17 protein-coding genes, 1 other RNA gene and 1 pseudogene are annotated in these 19,045 nt (G+C 60.3%); 6 read left to right on the top strand and 13 right to left on the bottom strand.

Annotation, left to right across the window (positions count from 1 at the left end; genetic code table 11):
• Positions 1–4: 4 nt before the first annotated feature.
• From DWQ09_12230 to DWQ09_12220, 3 genes are all read right to left on the bottom strand, one after another.
• Positions 5–928 (bottom strand): enoyl-CoA hydratase, encoded by a 924-nt coding sequence (locus DWQ09_12230; protein KAA3627909.1) that lies wholly within the window; start codon positions 926–928, stop codon positions 5–7.
• A 402-nt stretch (positions 929–1,330) separates the two neighbouring features.
• Complete coding sequence (locus DWQ09_12225; protein ID KAA3627908.1) at positions 1,331–2,443, bottom strand: response regulator; 1,113 nt, start codon at positions 2,441–2,443, stop codon at positions 1,331–1,333.
• Between the two features lie 263 nt (positions 2,444–2,706).
• A complete protein-coding gene (locus DWQ09_12220) occupies positions 2,707–3,249 on the bottom strand; it encodes an oligoribonuclease (protein KAA3627907.1) in 543 nt (180 codons plus the stop codon).
• A 116-nt stretch (positions 3,250–3,365) separates the two neighbouring features.
• Here DWQ09_12220 and DWQ09_12215 point away from each other — a divergent pair, with 116 nt between their 5' ends.
• Complete coding sequence (locus DWQ09_12215; GenBank protein ID KAA3627906.1) at positions 3,366–3,704, top strand: 4a-hydroxytetrahydrobiopterin dehydratase; 339 nt, start codon at positions 3,366–3,368, stop codon at positions 3,702–3,704.
• A gap of 39 nt (positions 3,705–3,743) precedes the next feature.
• Positions 3,744–4,757 (top strand): small ribosomal subunit biogenesis GTPase RsgA, encoded by a 1,014-nt coding sequence (locus DWQ09_12210; protein KAA3627905.1) that lies wholly within the window; start codon positions 3,744–3,746, stop codon positions 4,755–4,757.
• A 187-nt stretch (positions 4,758–4,944) separates the two neighbouring features.
• Here DWQ09_12210 and DWQ09_12205 read toward each other — a convergent pair whose 3' ends face one another.
• From DWQ09_12205 to DWQ09_12175, 7 genes are all read right to left on the bottom strand, one after another.
• A complete protein-coding gene (locus DWQ09_12205; protein KAA3627904.1) occupies positions 4,945–5,544 on the bottom strand; it encodes a recombination protein RecR in 600 nt (199 codons plus the stop codon).
• A gap of 12 nt (positions 5,545–5,556) precedes the next feature.
• Positions 5,557–5,883 carry a YbaB/EbfC family nucleoid-associated protein gene (locus tag DWQ09_12200; protein ID KAA3627903.1) on the bottom strand — a complete coding sequence of 109 codons (327 nt, stop codon included), beginning with the start codon at positions 5,881–5,883 and terminating at the stop codon, positions 5,557–5,559.
• Between the two features lie 67 nt (positions 5,884–5,950).
• Complete coding sequence (locus DWQ09_12195) at positions 5,951–7,609, bottom strand: DNA polymerase III subunit gamma/tau (GenBank protein ID KAA3627902.1); 1,659 nt, start codon at positions 7,607–7,609, stop codon at positions 5,951–5,953.
• Between the two features lie 151 nt (positions 7,610–7,760).
• Positions 7,761–7,857, bottom strand: an RNA gene (gene ffs, locus DWQ09_12190) — signal recognition particle sRNA small type.
• A gap of 391 nt (positions 7,858–8,248) precedes the next feature.
• Positions 8,249–8,566: a hypothetical protein gene (locus DWQ09_12185; protein KAA3627901.1), complete on the bottom strand. Its 318-nt coding sequence runs from the start codon at positions 8,564–8,566 to the stop codon at positions 8,249–8,251.
• A gap of 265 nt (positions 8,567–8,831) precedes the next feature.
• On the bottom strand, positions 8,832–10,370 hold the full coding sequence (locus DWQ09_12180) for a glycerol-3-phosphate dehydrogenase (protein KAA3627900.1): 1,539 nt from the start codon (positions 10,368–10,370) through the stop codon (positions 8,832–8,834).
• Positions 10,371–10,572: 202 nt separating this feature from the next.
• Positions 10,573–11,334, bottom strand: coding sequence for a DeoR family transcriptional regulator (locus tag DWQ09_12175; GenBank protein KAA3628027.1), 762 nt, complete (start codon positions 11,332–11,334; stop codon positions 10,573–10,575).
• 334 nt (positions 11,335–11,668) lie between these two features.
• Here DWQ09_12175 and DWQ09_12170 point away from each other — a divergent pair, with 334 nt between their 5' ends.
• Positions 11,669–12,694, top strand: coding sequence for an aminoglycoside phosphotransferase family protein (locus DWQ09_12170; protein ID KAA3627899.1), 1,026 nt, complete (start codon positions 11,669–11,671; stop codon positions 12,692–12,694).
• Entirely contained in the window at positions 12,691–13,977 is a 1,287-nt protein-coding gene (locus DWQ09_12165) for a phosphopyruvate hydratase (GenBank protein ID KAA3627898.1), read from the top strand. The genes DWQ09_12170 and DWQ09_12165 overlap by 4 nt, the downstream gene beginning before the upstream one ends.
• Before the next feature lie 15 nt (positions 13,978–13,992).
• Here DWQ09_12165 and DWQ09_12160 read toward each other — a convergent pair.
• Positions 13,993–14,174 (bottom strand): annotated as a pseudogene (locus DWQ09_12160) (AraC family transcriptional regulator).
• 75 nt (positions 14,175–14,249) lie between these two features.
• On the opposite strand from DWQ09_12160, the gene DWQ09_12155 reads away from it, so the two are divergent.
• Together DWQ09_12155 and DWQ09_12150 are read left to right on the top strand one after the other, a co-directional pair.
• Positions 14,250–14,495 carry a hypothetical protein gene (locus DWQ09_12155; protein KAA3627897.1) on the top strand — a complete coding sequence of 82 codons (246 nt, stop codon included), beginning with the start codon at positions 14,250–14,252 and terminating at the stop codon, positions 14,493–14,495.
• 219 nt (positions 14,496–14,714) lie between these two features.
• On the top strand, positions 14,715–15,821 hold the full coding sequence (locus DWQ09_12150) for a tartrate dehydrogenase (protein KAA3627896.1): 1,107 nt from the start codon (positions 14,715–14,717) through the stop codon (positions 15,819–15,821).
• Between the two features lie 180 nt (positions 15,822–16,001).
• On the opposite strand, the gene hflC is transcribed toward DWQ09_12150, so the two are convergent.
• The gene (gene hflC / locus DWQ09_12145; GenBank protein ID KAA3627895.1) at positions 16,002–17,009 is read right to left on the bottom strand and encodes a protease modulator HflC; all 1,008 of its coding nucleotides are present in this window, start codon (positions 17,007–17,009) and stop codon (positions 16,002–16,004) included.
• On the bottom strand, positions 17,006–18,076 hold the full coding sequence (gene hflK / locus DWQ09_12140) for an FtsH protease activity modulator HflK (GenBank protein KAA3627894.1): 1,071 nt from the start codon (positions 18,074–18,076) through the stop codon (positions 17,006–17,008). Before hflK ends, hflC begins: the two co-directional genes overlap by 4 nt.
• Positions 18,077–19,045 lie beyond the last annotated feature (969 nt).

The following is a 19,045-nucleotide window of genomic DNA, read 5'->3' as shown; positions in this document are numbered from 1 at the left end:
TTTATTACTTGGATCGCGAGGCCTCCTGCACGTTGTTGACTGTTACCGAGGCCTGAGCCTGCGCACGCAGAATTCTCTCCATGGTTCGCAGTTCCTTGTCGGAAAGCGCCAACGCGCAGTCTACCCAGTGCTGGGTAATCTCCAGCAATTCTTCAAAGGGAACGCGGTTGTGTTTGCGCCGTATAGTGGAAATCAGACTCCTGGCGTTGCTTTGGCGCGGGGCATTCTTGACCAGCCTCCGCACAGCGCTCTCACCCTCTCCTGGTTCGGCAAGAACATTGACGATTCCCATCTCATACATCTCCTCGGCGGAATAGAGTTTGCCGCTCATGATTATCCGCTCCGCCAAGGCTTGGTTGACGCGGCGAGAGAGGAATGAATAGGCGCCCATTCCCGGGAAAAGATTAAAGAGCACTTCGGGAAAACCGAATTGGCTGCCGCGTTCCGCAACGATCGTCGTGCAGGCCAATGCCGCCTCAAACCCGCCGCCTAATGCCGGACCCTGCACCAGCGCAATAAATTCAAAACCCTCAAGATCGAGCGCCACGGAACCATTGTGCGCGACCTTGATGCATGAGGTGGCGTATTCCAGCAATGCACCCCGATCCCGGTCGCGAATCCATTTTACAAACCTTCCCAGGTCCCCGCCTGTATTAAAGAACCCGTTGATAGCCGAGGCGAACACACCCCAGCGAAAGGTAGGGGCTCTATTTTCAGCTTCCTCGGCATGATAGCGTTTGCGAATACCCTCCTGCCAATACAATATATCCGCCAGCAATTCAGGTGTGTAGCACGTCTTCATAGGCGGCTGCATATATAGTGCGGTTACGCCCAGACACTCATCTTCGACAACTTGCGCATGCTGATAGCTTCTCGCCTTACCCGTCCGTCTTTCCCCATTCGACTCGATCAGTGTCAGATTGGCCATTTGTGCTGCTCTCCTCTTTCGATATAGATGTCATGGAACACAGGCAATACCATCTTCTCTTTTATTCTTGGCATTCCCCGAATACCTATTCGTGCATGGATCACGAAACTACGCACGCAGAGCGGAACGTACAACTGTTTTTCTTCATGCCATCAACGAGTTAGCGTTATTCGATCAGACTTCTTCAGTGAAGCGTCGATTTTTTTGGTTTTTCGCCCACTAGACCAAGCACGACGCTTGGGCATAAGGCAGTCAGTGAGATATGGCTCCCGGCCTTCTCGAATCGGCCTTTATATAGTGTCAGGACTGCTCGCTGCTATAGTTTTCATCGCGGGCATAGGAGTGCGGGCACTCATCCAACCTGATGCATTTACGTGAATGGCGTCGGCTATAGTAACGCCCTTACTGGAAGGTGCTGTCAGGATCCTGCAACTCGTTATGCACTTCCGCCACCTTCTCTTTATTGCACGTCATGATCTCTATACATAAGGGATCAAAGTGTTTACCGCTTTCCGCCTGGATGTAGTGGAAGGCGTCTTCCAGCTTCCACGGTTTTTTATATGGGCGCCTCGACGTCAGTGCATCGAACACGTCGGTAACAGCTACGATTCTCGCCGCCATGGGTATCGCATCACCGGCAAGCCTCTGCGGGTAACCCGTGCCGTCAAAACGTTCATGGTGATTGAGGGCAATAATTGCGCCCGCCTGCAGGTACTTGGAAGGACTGTCCTTGAGGATGTTGTAGCCGATGTGGGTATGCTGTTGCATAAAGAGCTTTTCCGCCGGCGTATACCGCCCCATCTTCAAAAGAATCCCGTCGGGGATGCCGACCTTCCCGATGTCATGCAGCGTTGCGGCCAGACTCGTCACTTCGCACTGTTCTTCAGGAAACCCCAAATCTTCCGCAATGATCCGCGTGTATCTTTTCACTCGTAAAACATGATTGAAGGTTTCTTCATCTCTGAACTCGCCCGCTTTCGCGAGTCGCAACAAGGTTTCGCGCTCTCGCTCCCGCACCTCACGTGTGGCAAATCCGACCTGCTGCTCCAACCAGTCAGCACGGTCTCTGATGATATGCTGCTGGTTTCGGAGCGTAAGCAGATTACGACACCGCGCTGCACACTCATGCCGATCTACGGGCTTGGTAAGAAAATCGGTGGCGCCCGCTTCCAGCGCCTGGTAGCGCACTTCCCGGTCTTCGACAATGGTGACGATCACGACGGGGATATCGAAACCGTTAGGCAGTTCGCGAATGCGTCGGATAAATTCGATGCCGTTCATTTCCGGCATCTTGTAGTCGGCAACGATGAGGTCTGGAGTCCGCTTGTTCATCCACTCCAGCGCGGCCGGGGCCCCGTCGAACGTGAGTATTTCCACTCCGCCGATTGTTTTTTTTATGATTTCTGCGAGGATCTGCCGGCTGGTTGCCTGGTCATCCACGATTACTACGGTACCTACCGCCGCCCGTTTTTCGACGACTTGCTCAGGATAGTGCGACAGGGCTGTTGTGTGCATGGTGACCTAGCTATCCCCACAGGCGGCTGTGATTATAGTGTTCGCTTCCGTTGCCGCTGCAATTTCACTCATTTGCCGAAGCGGTTCTCCCACCCAGGCAAACGGGTGATTTTTACCGGATTATCAGCGTCGCTTCGTTCTCTTGCAATGCTTGCCGCATACATATCAGTATTCCATTTAATAAATATCACTAATACAGATTTTTAAAACGGGATTGCTGCGAACGCCAGCGCATTCCCGGTCACCTGGTATTCGATCGATAGTTATTTAAACAGCATGCTCCGGTAGTACTGCAGTTCCCTGATCGATTCACGAATATCGGAAAGCGCTTCATGTCTACCCTCTTTGGTGAATCCGTCAGCAACGTCAGGTGCCCAACGCCTGGCCAGTTCCTTGAGAGTGCTGACATCCAGATTGCGATAGTGAAAAAAGCCCTCAAGCTCGGGCATCAATCGCACTAAAAAGCGCCGGTCCTGGCAAATACTGTTGCCGCAAATCGGCGATTTTCCGCTTGGGACCCACCGCACCAGAAATGCCAGGGTTGCCTGTTCCGCCCCGGCCATGTCGATATCACTGCGCCGGACCCGTTCGATCAGACCGCTCCTGCCATGGTGCAGCGTGTTCCATTCATCCATGCCGTCGATAACAGCGTTCGGCTGATGGATCGCCAATACCGGTCCCTCCTCAAGCACATTGAGTTGGGAATCAGTGACGATCGTAGCGATCTCCAGAATGGTGTCGCGATCAGGATCCAGGCCTGTCATCTCCAGGTCAATCCAGATAAGGTTCATGTCGCTGATCGTCATTAGAGAACCGCCTCGGCTAAAGGGATGGCTGGAAATGTAACAAACCCATGCGGATCTCGCACAGCGGGCGCGCAGGAGTCTAGACTCTACAGCAGTACCAATGCGGAGCCCGCATCATGAACAAACTCACTCAAAAGCGATGCCGCCCCTGCGAAGGCGGCACCACCCCCCTCGGGGCAGAAACCGCGGAAACCCTGTTGGAGCAACTGCATCCCGACTGGCAGCTCAGCTCGGATTCGCAGGCCATAGAACGACTGTTCCGTTTTTCCGATTTTCACAAGACGATGGCATTCGTGAACGCCCTCGCCTGGATCGCTCACGAAGAGGACCACCATCCTGATCTCGAGGTGGGCTACAATCGCTGCACAGTCAGGTATACCACTCATGCCATTAACGGGCTGTCCGAGAACGACTTCATCTGTGCCGCAAAAACCGATGCCCTGTTCCAAGACTGAATCATATCGGAGCGACTCCCTCTCGCCTTTTGCAGCGCTATGGCAAATCGCCGCCTGACCCGCCGTCAGGCGCATCACGTCCAGCGCATCCAGGAGCGGCGGCTGGCTCGCGTCAAACAGCGCACACAATCCAATACTGACGATAGCGAAGCCAATCAGCTCGGTTCCGAGGAGATCGGTCAGGTGCTCGCCAATTTTGGCTCTTCGCTGATGGTGGAAAACAGCCAAGGCGAAGTAATACGTTGCGTACCCCGCGCCAACCTCGAACTGATGGTCAGCGGCGACCGCGTGGTTTTTCAACACATCAATGGGTCAGAGGGTGTCGTAACGGCCCTGGTACCCCGTCGCACCGAACTCAGCCGTCCGGATTACGGCGGCCGACTCAAGCCGCTGGCTGCCAACATTGATCGATTGGTGGTGGTCGCGGCGGTCCAGCCCGCCTTCGATGAACACCTCATAGACCGTTACCTGGCAGCGGCTGAGCTATTGGGTGCAGTCCCATTGGTAGTGGTCAACAAGATCGACCTCGCAGATGAAGGCGTGCGCAAGACATTGCATGAACAAATGTCGGTCTACGAACGCATCGGCTACCAGGTCGTTTACACCAGCACCAGGCGCAAACATGGATTGGATGAACTGTTTCGAGCGCTCTCAGGCCATACCAGCATTCTGGTGGGTCACTCCGGCACAGGCAAATCATCCCTCATAAAGGCGCTCCTGCCCGAGCAGATGATCCGCATCGGCGATCTGTCTGAGGCATCGGGTCAGGGTCGGCATACCACCACCTCTACAATGCTCTACCATCTCCCTACCGGAGGAGATCTGATCGACTCGCCAGGGGTTCGTGAGTTTCGACTCTATGAAAAAGACCCGCAACGCGTGGCTGAGGGTTTTATAGAGTTCCGGCCGTTTCTCGGCCACTGCCGCTTTCGCGACTGCCGTCACGAAACGGAGCCGGACTGTGCACTACGTGACGCGGTGAAGCAAAACAGGATCGACGAGCGACGCCTGGCGAGTTATCGAATTATTGTGCGAGAAATTGCATCCGAATGAGTGTCGCCCGAGTCAGGGCATCTTTAGGAACCTCTGATCAAGTCAGTTTAAATGAGGGTGTTGTACAGAAGGGGCGAATTCAAGGCGCAAAGTGCAGGTAATAGCCCACTATTGCCAAGCTTTCCAACACCGGAATCATCGCTTCCGGGCAACAGAATCACTGAACACGACTTGATCAGCGGTTCCTTTACATCGATCGCCTGCCACTGAAGGCGTGAGACAGCGTTCCACCGTCGATATATTCCAGCTCACCCCCCAGGGGCACGCCATGGGCGATGCGGGTCGTGGTCACCCCGTATTGGCCCGCAAGCTCGGCGATGAAGTGAGCGGTCGCCTCGCCTTCCACCGTAGGATTGGTGGCGAGAATGACCTCGCTTAATCCGGGGCTGACAAACCTTTGCTCCAAATCGTCCAGGCCGAGTTCACCCGGCCCAATGCCATCGAGGGGTGAAAGATGCCCTCCCAGCACGAAGTAGAGACCGCGATAGTCCGTGGCTTGCTCGATCGCGTAGACGTCGGCCGGGGTTTCGACTACGCACAACAAAGTGCGCTCGCGACGATTGGAACTGCACAAAGGGCACAGTTCTGATTCGCTGAATGTGCGGCAGCTCGCGCATCGCCCCACATTGACCATCGCCTCTTCCAGTGCGTGCGCCAGAGCCCGGCCACCGGTACGGTCTCTCTCGAGCAGGTGAAAGGCAATACGCTGCGCCGATTTCGGTCCAACTCCCGGCAAACATCGCAACGCCTGTATGAGCCCCTCGATCAACGGCGGGAAAGTTGCCATCGCCGCCAGCGCTCAGAACGGCATTTTGAAGCCGGCCGGCAACTCGAATCCCGAGGCAAAGCCGCTCATTTTTTCCTGGGTATTTTTCTCGACGCGCTGCACCGCATCGTTGACGGCCGCCGCCACCAGATCCTCGAGCATCTCGCGATCGTCGTCGACGAAGAGACTGGGATCGATAGAGACGCGCCGCAACTCGTGACGCCCCGTCATGATGACTTTCACCAGCCCGCCTCCCGACTCGCCCTCCACCTCCATGTTGGCCAGCTCCTGCTGAGCCTTCTGCATATTGGCCTGCATCTGCTGGGCCTGTTTCATCAACTTGCCGATCTGCCCCTTCATGGTTACTCCTCAATTACAGCTATGGCGTGATTAGACGACTTGTACCTTCCTGCAGCGGCTGCGCCGTTCAATGGGAATCGTTAAGCGGACGCGTGGAACCGTCACGGATCTGTGCTGAAAAAACATCCTGCAATGCTTGAACATTGGGATCCTCCGCGACGGCTTTCTCAGCTTCGGCTTGTCTCTGCGCGGCGTCGCGGGCACGCTCCTGGGCCGGTGTTACCTGAGTGAGGTTGCCTACCTCGATCTCCAGCCGCACCGGTTCACCCAAATGGGTCTGCAGCGCCTCCGCCAGGCGTTTCTCCAACGACTCGCTGCGCAATTGCGCATTGGCCGGATCGAGCATCAAATGCACGCGACTACCCTCTCTGCCCACCCAGGAGCAGTGCATTGCGAGTTCCTTGACCATACCTCCCACGCGCAGCGAATCCACGATCTGTTTCCAGTTACCCTCGCTGCCACGGTTGGGATTGGTCGGCGCTTGCGGGCGCGGTGCCGGCGGGAGCTCGGCGACAGCGTCTGCGGAAGATTCCCCCGCGGGGGTGATCGCCGGCAACGGAGCCTTCGCCTGCGCCCCGCGCACAGCGCTCCGTTCTCCCCGACCGGTTTGGTTCGCGTCGCCGGCAACTTGTTGCTCACCGGTGACCGGACGAAAGGCGAGCATGCGCAACAGAATCATTTCAAAGCCACTGCGGGGCTCCGGGGCCAGCGGTAGATCGCGGCGCCCGTTCAAGGCGATCTGATAGAAAAGCTGCACCTCTTCCGGCGATGCCTGTTCCGCCAACTCCATCACCGCGTCGCGGTCTCCCAGGAGGTCATCGATGGCATCCGGTACTACCTGGGCCAAAGCGATGCGCTGCAATACAGTGATCATATCGGCCACTATCCCGCCGAAATCCGGGGCCTGCGTCGCAATCCGCTGCACCTCTTCGAGCAGTGCCTGCCCATTGCCGGCGACGATCTGACGCAACAGTTCGAACACGTAGGTCTGCTCGATGGTACCGAGCATCATACGCACCTCATTGTCGCGAAGCTCGCCGCCACCGTGAGCGATCGCCTGATCGAGCAGACTCAGCGCATCGCGCATACTGCCGTCTGCGGCACGCGCGATCAGCACCAGGGCGCCCTGGTCGAAGCAGACCTCCTCCGCCCCCAGCAGACGCTGGAGATACTCGACGATCATCTCGGCAGGCAGCCGTTTGAGGCTGAACTGCAGGCAGCGCGAGAGCACCGTTACCGGTACTTTCTGCGGATCGGTCGTTGCAAGCAGAAACTTCACATGGGGAGGTGGTTCCTCCAATGTCTTCAACAGGGCGTTGAAGCTGTGGGTGGAGAGCATGTGCACCTCGTCGATCAGGTAGACTTTATACCGCCCCCGGGTTGGCGCGTACTGCACATTGTCCATCAGTTCGCGCGTATCCTCGACCTTGGTGCGGGAGGCGGCATCGACTTCGATCAGATCGATAAAACGACCCTGATCCACTTCGCGGCAGGTGGCGCACTCACCGCAAGGTTTCGAACTCACACCCTGCTCGCAATTGAGCGATTTGGCGAGAATGCGCGCCACAGTGGTTTTGCCCACGCCACGGGTACCGGTAAAGAGAAAGGCATGGTGCAGGCGATCGTTGTCCAAGGCGTTGATCAACGCCTTGACCACGTGCTCCTGCCCCACCATCTCCTCAAAGGTGCGGGGGCGCCACTTGCGTGCCAGTACCTGATAGGTCATTGCTCTCTTCGCCGCGGGGATAGGTGAGCTTCTCAAATCCCGAATTACATTCGGGCTACATTCAGGGTCAAACGAGCGGTCGATTATAGCGCACCTGGTCGGCGGCTTACTTGATCCGCGGAACAGGTTGGTATGTAAAGTGGGTGGCGGCCCGCACCAGCCACACCCCGGCACACAAATTCACTGCTGCCGCTGCTCCCTTCCGGGCCTGACGGGGTTCACAGCTGATTGTTGCGGGGGGACCGGCACGGCCCGCCATAAAACCGGGGGACCGGTCGATCGATCCGAGGGTGGCCTTTATACCCCAGCCCCCTGCGAGTAACAAGCAGCACCGGGTGCCGGGCGGCCACCCTTACGTTGGTCAGAACTGCCTGCTGAACGCACCACGATCGGTAGCGCTCCTGCCGCGTCCCGCGCTGAGCGACCGGCCCTATCTATGCTATGGTTCCCGCACGCCAGGGCGCGATCGTCACCCCGGCCAGCCACCTGTAAGGACCACTTCGGCCATGGCGACAACAGACCGATCGACGCCAACCACCCTGTTACCCCTTCGCGATATGCCGCAGGCCACATGTCGCGCAATCCAGATGGTCATGACGGATATCGACGATACATTGACCGATGACGGTCTACTGCGACCTAACGCATCGCTTCGATTTCGGCCGTATTGGACTGCACGGTGCAGTAGATCACCTTCTTGCCGGTCTTCTCGGTCAGGTAGTCCTGGAAAGGTTTGAAGGCATCGCGGTAGACAGCGGGGTCCTCGACCGGCGTGTCGGTGGATACCAAAGTAGAGGGATCGCGCCACTTGAAAGAATCCGTGGGCGCACCCGCCACCAGATCGTTATCCTCATCGCGGTAAAGAACATCCAGACTACCGCGATTCTTGCACTCATCCGCAACGGCCGGCGCCAATCCTCCCGCCGTCATCAGGCCCAGCGAGCGTGGTTGGGTCATTCCCAATGAGCGAGCCGCAACACCGCGCTGGAGCCACGAGCGCCCGGCCCTTCGGGTTGGCCCCGGAGGTGCGCTGGCGGTGTTCTCGACTTGCCAATAGCGTTGCTATTGGCTGCGCCTTCGGGCCTACCCAGCGCACCTCTGGGGCTCAACACAGCACGCGGGGGATTCTGAGATAGGTTCTAGTGATCTTCCTTAGATGATCGTTAGATACTTTTCGTATTATTCCTGCCCTATCGCGACCCACTCCCTGACCGCAGCGGCCTCACGCCGCCGTTGCGGTAGGCACTTGAACCGCCAACCACGCTTCAAGATTCCTCACCTCTTCCGGTGTCAGCCAAAGTCCCTGTTTCGTCCGCCGCCAGATGACATCCTCCGCACTGCGCGCCCATTCACGCAACACCAGATACGCCACTTCACGTTCGTACAGGCTACCGCCGAAATGTCTGCCCATTGCCTCGAACGAGGCCGCGTCACCGATCACATCGCCGGCCAATGCGCCATAGGCCCGGGAGTAACGAGCGGCCAGAGCAGCAGGTAACCACTGATATCGACGCGTGAGGTCCGCGGCGATCTCCTCGGGCTCACCCCGCTCGGCCAGCCCGCCCGGCAGCAGCGCTGCCGCCGTCCACGGTTTCGCCATCTGCGGCAACCAAGGTCTCAGTTTCTCCAGCGCATTCTCCGCCAAACGCCGAAACGTAGTGAGCTTACCGCCGTAGACAGACAATAGCGGAGGTTCTTCCGGTTTGCCGTCGATCATCAAACTGTAGCCCCTGCTCACCTCGGAGAGCGAACTCGCTTCGTCTTCATCAAGCGGCCGGACGCCGGCGTAGCGCCAGACCACGTCCTGCCTCTGCGTCTCATGGGTGAAGTTGCGATTGGCGACGTCCAACAGATAGTCGATCTCATCCTCGTCGATGGTGGCCTCCGCCGGATTCCCCACGTACGGTTTTTCCGTGGTACCAATCAATGAGAATTGCTCTTCGTAGGGAATCACGAAAACGATCCGGCCGTCGGTATTCTGCAGCAGGTAAGCCTGGGCGCCGGTGTGCACTCGCGGCACGACGATGTGGCTCCCCTTCACCAGCCCGATGCGCCGTTTCGGGGTCAGCGCCAACTCCTTCTCCAGCACACTTTCCACCCAGGGGCCCGCGGCGTTGACCAGAATGCGCGCCCACAGCTCCTGCGGCGCACCGGAATCGACGCGCGTCTGAACGCACCAATGCCCATCAGCCCGGCCTGCCCAAACCACTTTGGTTCGGGTGCGGATCTCGGCCCCTCTGCCGGCGGCGCTGCGCGCCACCAGAATCACCAGACGCGCATCGTCCACGCGGCAATCGGGGTAGGCGAATCCGCCGCGATCCCGATTGCGCAGCGGCTCTCCCTCGGGTGCAACGCGCAGATCGAGGTGCCGGGAGGCAGGCAATTTGCGCCGATGACCGAGGTGATCGTAGAGCCACAGGCCGATGCGGATCATCCACTCCGGGCGCTGGGCGGGATCGTGGGGCAGGACAAACGTAAGCGGTCGTACCAGGTGGGGCGCGCGGTGCATCAGCGTTTCGCGCTCGGACAATGCCTCGCGCACCAGGCCGAATTCGTAGTGCTCGAGGTAGCGCAGTCCGCCATGGATCAGTTTACTGCTGGACGAAGAGGTGGCCGAGCCCAGATCCGACTGCTCACAGAGAACGACCTTCAGCCCGCGCCCCGCCGCATCCTCGGCGATGCCGACGCCGTTGATACCGCCCCCGATCACACAGAGGTCAAAGATCCCGGATCTATCGTTCTCTATCGCCACGCCGTCCATCAGCCACCCTCTCGCGCACCGGGCGATCCCTACGATCCCTAAGAATCGTCCCGGACACCGGCCAGCAACCTCAATTTCCTCTAAAGGAATTGTGAACCACGGATGTTCATTTTAGAAGGTATTATTTTCGTTTTATTACATTTTCCTCCTGTGCAAACACCCATTGGCCAGCTGGGACAGGCGGGGATCAGCGTGTCAGGCATCAGTTGAGCAGGTGCAATTCCACCTCATGCGCCAGCGCCAGATCCCGCAACTCCGCGGGCAACTGCCCATCCGTGAACAGTGCGGAGACTTCGCTGAGATGCCCCATCCGCACCATGGCATTGCGGCCGAACTTCGAGCTGTCGGCCACCAGGAACACACGGCGCGAGTTGGCGATAATCGCCTGGGCGACCTTGGTCTCACGGTAGTCAAAATCGAGCAGCGAACCGTCCTGATCGATACCACTGATGCCGATGATCCCGAAATCCACCTTGAACTGGCGAATGAACTCCACCGCCGACTCGCCCACGATACCCCCATCGCGTCTGCGCACGACACCACCCGCAATCAGCACTTCGACATCGGGCCGCGGCATCAGGGAGAGCGCGACGTTCATATTGTTGGTTATTACCCGCAATCCTTTGTGATCGGCGAGCGCTCTCGCTACCGCCTCGGTGGTGGTGCCGATATTGATGAACAGCGAGGCGTTGTCGGGGATCTGTGCGGCGACAACCCCGGCGATACGCTCCTTGATCTCGGCGTTGTGCACGCGCCGTGTCGTGTAGGCGGCATTCTCCACGCTCGAGGGCAGGCCCGCACCCCCATGATAGCGGCGGATGTCACCTCGTTTGGCGAGATAGTTGATATCCCGCCGCACGGTCTGCGGCGTTACCCCAAAGCGCTGCGCCAGGGCCTCGATAGTGATAAAGCCCGTCCGCGCCACCAGCGCACGGATGGCCTCGTGCCGCGACCCCGAATTCATGCTCATTGCCCGCCTCCCTGCCCCCTCGATCACGAATATTCGAAAACGAACATCAAGTCCGTAAAACCTGCCATTGAACGCCGTGATTGTCAAAGAGAAAGACACGAGGAGCGCTTGAAGGCCGAAAAATCCGGCTTCCCGATCCGCATCTCATCCGTTCGGGCAGCGTACCCCGCCACCGGTGCAGCACTGTCGGCGGATTTCCTCCGCGCCGCCTCTTGAATCTGTCCGCCCGGTCGAATAAATCCTTGTTCCTCCCCGCCGCGCCATTCGGATCCGATCAATCTCCGTGTTTGTGCGTTAAGCTCCCAGGGATCGATCCCTGGAGAGCCCGATGGCCAAGCCCAGCCCGCAGGACACCAGACCCGACCCATCCATGTTAAACACGCTGCGCAAGGCCGGGCTCCTCGATGATCCGCATGCCGCCGTGTTCGAGGCACTGACCGGGGGTGTCTCCTCGGACATCTGGAAAGTGGTGACGCCGAAAAGGACGTTCTGCGTCAAGCGCGCCCTGCCGCAACTCAAGGTCGCGGCGCACTGGGTCGCGCCCGTCGAGCGCAACCAGTACGAGGTGGCCTGGTATGAGATTGCCGGGGCGATCGTGCCCGATGCCACGCCCGCCATCCTCTACCACGATCCCGCGACTATGCTCTGCGTCATGGAGTACCTCGATCCGGCAAACCATCGGCTGTGGAAGAGCGAGTTGCGCGACGGCCACGCCGATCCCTTGTTTGCCGCCGAGATCGGGCGGCGGCTGGCTGCGATACATGCGGCCACCGCGGACGACCCGGCGGTCGCCCGACGCTTTCCCCGCACGGACATCTTTCAGGACATCCGCCTGGAACCCTATCTCGAGGCGACTGCGGCGCGGCATCCCGATCTTCGTGACGCGCTCTTCGCACTCAGTCACCGCACCGCTGCAACCCGCCGGGTGATGATCCATGGCGACGTCAGCCCCAAGAACATCCTCGATGGCCCGCGGGGACCGGTATTTCTCGATGCGGAATGCGCCTGCATCGGTGACCCGGCCTTTGACCTCGCCTTCTGCCTCAACCACCTGCTGCTGAAGTCACTGTGGAATCCCGCGACCCGTCCCGCCTTCAACGACTGCTTTACCGCCCTGGCGGGCGCCTACCTGGCCGGCGTGACCTGGGAGCCCGTTGCCGCCCTCGAGACGCGTGCCGCGCATCTGCTGGCCGGACTGTTTCTGGCGCGGGTCGACGGCAAATCGCCCGTGGAGTATGTCACCGAGGAGAGCGATCGCGAACGGGTTCGGCGCTGCGCCCGGGGGCTGCTCAGCAATCCCGCCGATGAGTTGACCATGGTGCTTGCCGCATGGAACAGGGAACTCGACACATGAACGACACCATCGTTTCCATTCACGGCCGGCGTGTCTGGGACTCCCGCGGGCGTCCCACCGTCGAAGCCGAGGTACGACTGGCCGGCGGCGCGATCGGCCGCGCCATCGCCCCGGCGGGTGCCTCCACGGGCAGCGCCGAAGCCGTCGATCGCCGTGACGGCGGCACCGCGTTCGGCGGATTCGATGTGCGCGGCGCGCTCGACGCGGTCAACGGCGAGATTGCCGGCCTGCTGCGTGGCAGGGCGGCCACCGATCAGTCGGAAATCGATGCGGCACTGGTGGCGCTCGATGGCACACCCAACCGGGAGCGCCTGGGCGGCAATGCCCTGGTCGCCACCTCCATGGCGGTCGCCCACGCCGCGGCCACCGCGCGGGGCTTGCCCCTGTGGCGCTACCTCGCGAACGGTGACAGCTCCCCCTGTCTGCCCTTACCGGAAGTTCAGATCTTCGGTGGCGGCGCCCATGCGGGACGGCGTGTCGACGTGCAGGATTTCATGGTGATCGCCGTCGGCGCCGGCAGCTACGCACAGGCGCTCGACTGGACCGCCGAGGTCTATCGCGCCGCCGGGCAGTTGATGAGCGCAGCCGGCCTGCTGCAGGGCGTCGCGGACGAAGGGGGTTACTGGCCGGCCTTCAGCAACAACGAACAGGGGCTGGATGTCCTGGTGCAGGCCATCGAGCGCGCGGGGTTGGTTCCCGGCAGCGACGTCGCGATCTCGCTCGATATCGCCGCCACCGATTTCGGGCACGGTGGTCGTTACCGCCTCTCCCGCGACGGGCGCGAGATCGACAGCGACGGCCTCGCGGAAATGCTGCTCGGCTGGCTCGCGCGTTACCCGATCGTTGCGATCGAAGATCCGCTCGGCGAGGACGACGGCACCGCGCTGGCGCGCTTCACAGCCGCTGCCGGACCGCGCATTGAAGTGGTTGCCGACGACTTTATCTGTACCAACGCCGCCCGCATCCACCGAGCGGCCGAACTCGGCGCCTGCAATACGGCGTTGATCAAACCCAACCAGGCCGGCACCCTGACCGAGACGCGGGCAGCCCTTGAAGCCGCCCGTGCCGCAGACTGGGAGGCGATCGTCTCCGCTCGATCGGGTGAGAGCGAAGATGTCACCATTGTGCATCTCGCCGTCGGCTGGGGCGCTAAACAACTCAAGGTCGGTTCGTTCTCACGCTCCGAGCGAATGGCGAAATGGAACGAGGGGCTACGCATCGCGGAGAGCCTGGCTGACAGCGATGGGGATCTGCCGCCGCGCGCGGCGTTTCCCTGGGGGTGACAGACGCCGCGGCCCCTATCGCGCCCCCTGCTCCCGCCATTGCCTCGGGGTCAATCCCGTCCAGCGTCTGAAAGCCTGGTGGAAGCCCGTGGTATCGGAGAACCCGAGAGATAGGCAATCTCACGGATCGGAAGAGTGCCGGCAAGGTAGCCGCAGGCGATGGTTGCCAAACCGATTCTGCCGGACAGGTGGGTCATCCCGCTCGGCTGTTTGGCGGCTGGTGCGGGAATCGCCTCGCTGTCACAGATCGGCCATCCGTGGGAGTCGGCGGCATGGTGGTCAGCCTCATCGTCGCCGGATTGCAGGCCGAGGCGACGCCCGCTGTGCGCGGCCGTGTGATGAGCATGTACACCACCACCAGCCAGATCGTTCCGGCCGCCTCGGGGCTGTCGGCGGGAGCCTTGTCGGAGTTTCCGGATGTCGTCACCGCCATGCTGATCTGTGGTTGCTTGATCGCACCGGTCGCGCGGTTCGGCATCGGCCGTCTCCGCCTCGTTCGTGCCTATGTTCTTGCCTGATCCGGCAGTTCGCACTCCCGGGCTTTGGACCGTCGCCAATCAGGCACGGCCTGGCTCGTGATTCGGATCATTGCGGACTATGATCGTACTGGCATTCGCCTTTGGACGGTCCGCGCGCCACCGGCAGCGCCCTGATCGCCGGGTTCGGGTGGCCCAGGGTAAACACGCTTCCATATCGCATACCGGCCGGCGTCCTCTTCTGAAACGGAGAATCACCCAGTGACTATGCGTACCCACAAACTTGCGGTCATTCCCGGCGACGGCATCGGTATCGAGGTCGTTGCCGCCGGCCTGGAGGCTCTGGAGACCCTCGCCGAACAGCAGGGTGGCTTCCGTTTCGAGACCGCGCACTTCGATTGGGGTTCGGAACGTTACAAGCGGGAAGGCGCGCTGATGCCTGCTGACGGGGCCGAGCGGCTGCGTGCGTTCGATGCGATCCTGTTTGGAGCGGTTGGCGCTCCCGATGTACCTGACCATCTGACCCTCTGGGGATTGCGCCTCGCCATCTGCCAACCGCTGGACCAGTACGCCAACGTTCGGCCAACACGCGTTCTACCGGGAATTCAGAGCCCGCTGCGCAGCGTCAATGACGGCGAACTGGACTGGGTGATCGTGCGGGAAAACTCGGAAGGCGAGTACTCGGGACAGGGTGGGCGCAGCCATCCCGGCCTGCCTATTGAAGTGGCCACCGACGTCTCGGTCTTCACCCGCGCGGGGATCGAGCGGATCATGCGCTTTGCCTTCCGGTTGGCGCAGTCGCGCCCGCGCAAGCGCCTGACCGTGGTCACCAAATCCAATGCGCAGCGTCACGGGATGGTGCTATGGGACGAGGTGGCGGCGCGGGTTGCCAAGAAGTTCCCCGATGTAGCCTGGGACAAAATGCTGGTGGACGCCATGACGGTGCGCATGACACTGAAGCCCGCTTCCCTCGACACCATCGTGGCAAGCAACCTGCACGCCGATATTCTGTCCGACCTCGCCGCGGCGCTCGCCGGATCGATCGGCATCGCGCCGACGGCAAACCTGAACCCCGAAGGCATGGCGCCTTCGATGTTCGAACCGATCCACGGTTCGGCGTTTGACATCACCGGCAAGGGCATCGCAAACCCGGTGGGCACTTTCTGGACCGTCCAGATGATGCTCGAACACCTGGGTGAACATGCAGCGGCCGAACGTCTCATGCAAGCCATCGAGACGGTCACCGCCGATCGATCGTTGCATACGCCGGACCTCGGTGGCCAGGCAACGACGCGCCAGGTTACCGACGCGCTGATCAGGATCATCCGGGGTCAGGAACGTCCCAGCGGGGCGGGTAATGTCGGCTAGCGCTCCAAAGTTCACCGTCATGCAGATTTACAACATCGTGCTTGCCCTGACCGCGCTCTTTTGACCACACCCGCTCGCCGACGCGCATCATCGAGGTGCGTGAAACCATTGGCTCTTTGTGGAGCAAGTTCCGTTCCTTCGCCGACAATGCACGAAGGTGCGGCGCAGGTGGCTCACGTGCTATCGCCGTATTGCGTCTGTGCTTTCCAGTGGCACCCGCGCACCGTTCGGGCTCATGCCCTTGAGAAACTTGAATAGATCGCTGTCCGTGGACAACACCAGCGTGGTCTTTTCCGCGATGATCGCCTGGTAGGCCTGCATGGTGCGCGTGAACTCATAAAACTCCACCGCTGCGGGACTCTCGTTGTATGCGGCCGCGTAGATCTCAGTGGCCTTGGCGTCCGCCACGCCACGAATCTCTTCGACCTGCCGGTAGGCCTCGGACTGGATCTTGTTCAGGTCTCGCACACGGTTGCCGCGTATCCTGGCAGCCTCGCCGTTCCCCTCAGACAGGAAACGTTCGGCGATCTGTCGCCGTTCGCTGATCATCCGGTCGTAGATCTTCGGGCGCACGCTTTCGTTGTAGTTGATCCGCTTGAATCGGATATCGAGCAACTCGATACCAAAGACCCGAACCTTCTCGGCGGCGGCCGTGAAAATCTCCTGCTCCACGAGTTGGCGCCCCTTCTGTATGGGCACCAGGGCACCCATATTGAGCTCCTTTTCCGCATCGGTCAGGAGGACGTCGCGCAGCGGTACGCGGTCCTTGGTGGTGCGGATGATCTCGATCAGCTCGTGTTTGGCCACAGCGTTACGTGTTTCGCTGCCGAGAATGTCGTCAAGGCGCGACTGGGCACTGCGTTCATCGCGTAGCCGCAGAAAATATTGCAGCGGATCGGTTATCCGCCAGCGGGCGAAAAGGTCGACCGAGATGTAGAGCTTGTCTTTGGTGGGCATATCCGAGGGGCTGCCGTCCCACTCGAGCACCCGTTTATCGATCGGATTGACGTCCTGGATGAAGGGCACCTTGATCTTGAGACCGGCCGACGTTACCGGGTCACCAACGGGCTTGCCGAATTGGGTGATGATCATCTGCTCGACTTCGCTGACGGTGTAGATCGCGCTCATGGCGAGATACCCTCCGATACCGAGGACCACGAGGAGTGCGATTTGAGTGTTCCTGCTCATGGCCGCGCGCCCCCCGCCTGCGAATCGAGATTCAGCAACGGCAATATCCCGCGCGCCTGTTCATCGATGATGATTTTGGAGCGAATGCCCGGCAGCACATTCTGCAGGGTCTCGATATAGATGCGGCGGCGCGTGACCTCTGGCGCCTTGGCATACTCGGCCAGCAAGGCACTGAATCTGGCGACATCGCCTTCCGCTTCATTGATCCGCTTGAGCCGATAGCCGTCGGCCTCGCGGATACGCTGATCTTTCTCGCCCTCGGCCAGCGGGATTACCTTGTTGTAATCGCGGCGGGCTTCGTTGATGAGCTTCTCCTTCTCCTGTTGCGCCTGGTTGACCTCGTTGAACGATTCCTGCACCGGCCCGGGAGGGTTGATGTTCTTCAGTTGCACCTGGTCGATACTGAGTCCCATGGCATACTTGGTGGATAAAGCCTGCATCTTGGCAAGCGCCTCGGATTCAATCTCTTGCCTGCCGATGGTAATCACCTCATCGACGGTGCGGTCCCCGACGACTTCGCGCATGACCGATTCGGAGACATGGCGCAGCGTGGCACTCGGCTCCCTAACCTCGAAGAGAAATTTCACGGGATCCGAGATACGGTATTGAACGACCCATTCCACCAGCGCGGCGTTCAAATCACCGGTGACCATCTCCGTCTCGCGCTTCGTCTCCCGCCTTCCGTCGCGAGTACCCTGGTACGGATCGCTGGCGCCCGGGGTTATGAAGCCGAATTCCTGCTTCAATTGCCGTTTAACGGGAACGATCGTTGCGGTATCGATACCGAACGGCAGCTTGAAATGTAATCCCGCCGGGACGTCCTTGAGGTACTTGCCAAAGCGCTGCACCACAGCGACGGAATCGCTCGGTACGGTGTAATAGGCCGTCCATGCGAGCAAGCCGGCCACCGCGAGAACGACAACGACAATCAACACGCTCGGGCCGCCACTCGGCAGGAACTGTTTGAGCCGAGCCTGCCACTGTCGTATCAGAGCCTCCAGATCAGGCGGTGTGCCCCCACTGCCCCACGGGCCGCCTGGTCCACCGCTATCGTGCTGGGATGGCATGAAAATCCTCTCATTTGAACGTCTGCTGTGACGCCTGGTGTCCCGACGTCAAGCCAACCGAAGTGGTGCCCATGTCGCTCAACGCAGGCGGATTGCCGGTCCGGGGAGAACATGTCATCCCTTCGTTTTCGGCTCGTTCTTCAGATTCAGGGTAGGGTGCCCGTTCGACCGGGGTCTGTACGCCAGCGTACATTGGGACCACCGGACCCATGCGCAGCCCACCGTCAGCGCGGCGATACGGTCTTCCTCCATGGCACACTGCGCCGGACTTGGTGCGGTGTCAGGCGCAGTGCCGTCGCTGACCAGCCCGCATCTTGCATGAGGGGTTCGGCTTCAGGCCCAAGCTGGCAAAGCAGTTTGGATGATTGACCGCTGGAGCAAAACCGTAGCCATGGTCCTAGGGGGATCGTTCGAAACGCGCAGCCAGATTGGGCCTGGGGCCGACCAGGTAGTAGCTGTGCCGATCATTGTGGGCCGCCTCTCGAACGGGACCCTGACCCGGCCGGTCAGCTGCGTTTGTATCCGGCGCGGTATCCGATCATGGTTGGTCGCCGATGCGGTTGCGGCATGAACGCCCATCACTGCTTCTCCCAGGTCAGAGACCATTCCCGGAAACATGGCGCGATGCCCTCCGGTGGGGCGCCGTGCAGTGCTCCAGCATTCGTTGTCTGGTCCCCGTTTCGATTCGAACTTACACCGTGCACGACACGCCTTCTGTACGCATGCGCACATAAACCCGCTTTCAATGCTGGCAGCCCACCAACGCTCGCGGGCGGATTGTTGCCCGCCCATTTGCATCGCAAGCCTGCTATGTGCGCAAGCGAGCAGACAACCAGCCGGTTACTCCCCATAATGCGAGCCAATCATCTTGGGGAGGCCTTTCGGTGTTGGCCGGCACCCCGCATCCGCATGGCATCGGCTGGATCGCTGGTGTCGCTTCCGGTTATTTCCCCGCCATCAGGAGAGCGC

Source organism: Pseudomonadota bacterium (assembly GCA_008501635.1).
Classification (GTDB): Bacteria; Pseudomonadota; Gammaproteobacteria; order QQUJ01; family QQUJ01; genus QQUJ01.
Note: the sequence above shows the minus strand (reverse complement) of the source record. Positions and strands in the feature narration are given on the sequence as shown.